The organism is uncultured Paraglaciecola sp. (genome assembly GCF_913058035.1).
Classification (GTDB): Bacteria; Pseudomonadota; Gammaproteobacteria; order Enterobacterales; family Alteromonadaceae; genus Paraglaciecola.
Genome location: NZ_CAJXPA010000340.1, coordinates 1 through 2,128 on the forward strand (window position 1 = coordinate 1; position 2,128 = coordinate 2,128).

Annotated in this window: 2 protein-coding genes; both read right to left on the reverse strand. The window is 36.2% G+C overall.

The genetic code is table 11. The features are described 5' to 3' along the window. Positions 1-256: hypothetical protein (locus QZ562_RS21060; protein ID WP_293764683.1), on the reverse strand; the 256-nt coding region annotated here is incomplete at its 3' end. Between the two features lie 64 nt (positions 257-320). Further along, positions 321-1,859, reverse strand: a complete 1,539-nt coding sequence (locus QZ562_RS21065) for an IS1182 family transposase (RefSeq protein WP_293764686.1) — start codon at positions 1,857-1,859, stop codon at positions 321-323. Between the last annotated feature and the right edge of the window lie 269 nt (positions 1,860-2,128).

The window sequence follows — 2,128 nt, forward strand, 5'->3', positions numbered from 1 at the left end:
TTTCACACATTTGACCAAAATTATTCGGCTTATAATTTATGTCAAAACCTTGATAAATTAATTTGTCTTTAATCAATTCGTCAAATTCAATTGCTTTTTCAATATTCTCGAATGAAAGAATTACTTCTGATTTATTGATTTCTTTAGAAACAAATAATGGATTTTTAATATCAATTATTTCACAGATTAAATCAAATTCAGATTTCGTAATTCTTATTTTCATTCGATAGATTGTCGTTTTTTTAATTGTTGCCAACGTCAGTCTGTCTCACAACTGCTTAATTTTTCATAAATATAGTTTAGAAAATTTAAGTTTAGGTTCAAGCGTCGTAAAGTTGGAAATTCAGTGTTTGTTTAGGGTTTCCATTATAGTGCATCCTAGAATCGATTATAGCGCTTATGATGCTTCCAATGAATCTAAATAGCTTGTTTATTGAGTTGTCGAGCTTACGTAGTAGTTCTGTAAATTTCACAACTCCTAAAATATTAAGTATTCTTCTCAGGTTGTAGGCAATGAGCATAAAACCAGTATCAGCAGAGGCCCTGTTGATTCCTTTCTTAGTGATAATATGGTCAAATCCCCAATTTCTTTTTATGGTACCATACGGGTGCTCCACTATTGCCTGGCGTTTTTTATATAGATCTCCCGATGCGGATATTCTTGCTGAGTTTGCTTCTATCGCTCCCTGATGTTCACTTCGCTGCAGTATACGTCCGTTGGCCTTGGAACTGGTACACAGATGCCTTACGGGGCAGGATTTACAGGCGCTTGTTTTGTATTGTTTGAACCGGTAGTTTCTTGTAGTGTACCAACTGCCGTTACTTTTAAGAATGTGTCCCTGCGGGCAGGTATAGGAATCATCGCTCTCACAAAAGCTGAAAGCTGATAATTCGTAGTCAGTATGAGGTGCCCGTGAGGATGTGGACGGAATGGCAACAAGTGTTTCAATACCCAACTCATCAGCTGTTGAAAACTCGCTACCGGTGTGGTATCCTTTGTCGTAGAGTGCTGTAAAGTCATTGGTTCTTAATATAGTCTTTGCTCTACGTAGCATTCCACCCATCGCTTTTTTGTCGTTTTGGTTGGTTACTAAATAGTCTATAATGATTTTATTGTCATCATCTACAGTAGTTTGTAGGGTGTAACATACTTCGGTAATGTTGCCTCTGGTTATCTGGTGTCGACTCTCCGGGTCTGAGGTTGACACTTGTGTATCCCCGGTCTCTTTGAGCTGTTTTTCTATGTTTTGATATTTTTGCTTGTGGTTGTTGTGCTTAGCTATTTCTTTAGTTAAGACTTTTCTTTTCTGTGGCTCGTCTGTCTGTTGAATTTCTTTTTGGTATTGATTTAATTTCCCATCAATATAATCGAGGTGTCGTTTTATTTTTTTAGGATTGTAGTTGTTTTTCTTGGAATTCTGGGCTCTGATCTTTGTTGAGTCCCCAGCAATGAGTAATGCCCCAATAAGGCTAAAATTACGAGCGATTGTTACCGTTTGATGGAATACCTTTTTAATGGCTTTATCATTATCTTTTCTGAATCTGGCAATGGTGTTATGGTCTGGTTTAAGAGATTTGAGAAGCCAGATAAGTTCAATATTACGATAGCATTCTTTTTCCAGTTGGCGCGATGAACGCATACGATTCATATATCCATAAATGAAAAGCTTTAGCAAATCTGCTGGGTTATAAGGAGGGCGCCCTTCTTTAAGTCTGAGGTTAAAGTCAAGTGTTTCAAGATTCAAACTATCTACAAAAATATCAATAGCTCTAACGGTGTTGTCTTCAGATATCATCTCATCAATAGAAGAGGGGAAAAGTTGTATCTGATTTCGTGATTCTCCTTGTATAAATTCCATAGTATAAGATACGGATTTCTAGTTTTTTAACCAAGGAAAAACGAGAGAGTTTTGAGACAGTCTGACGTTGTTGTATATGGTTTGTTGCGTGTTTCAAGCAACTAATTTAGTAAATAATTGCCGACCAAGAAAGTCCGCGAGGACTTTCGTAAGTAAGCAAAAAGCCAGCAATAAATTATATACGGCTTAAGTTTACAATTCATTAAATTTAGATATATAGAGGTAAGTATATAATTACGTATCTTGTATGTCAATAAACAGGGTTATGT

Coding starts and splice junctions, on each gene's coding strand:
- QZ562_RS21065 (WP_293764686.1), bottom strand. CDS start 1,859: ATGGAATTTATACAAGGAGAATCACGAAATCAGATACAACTTTTCCCC.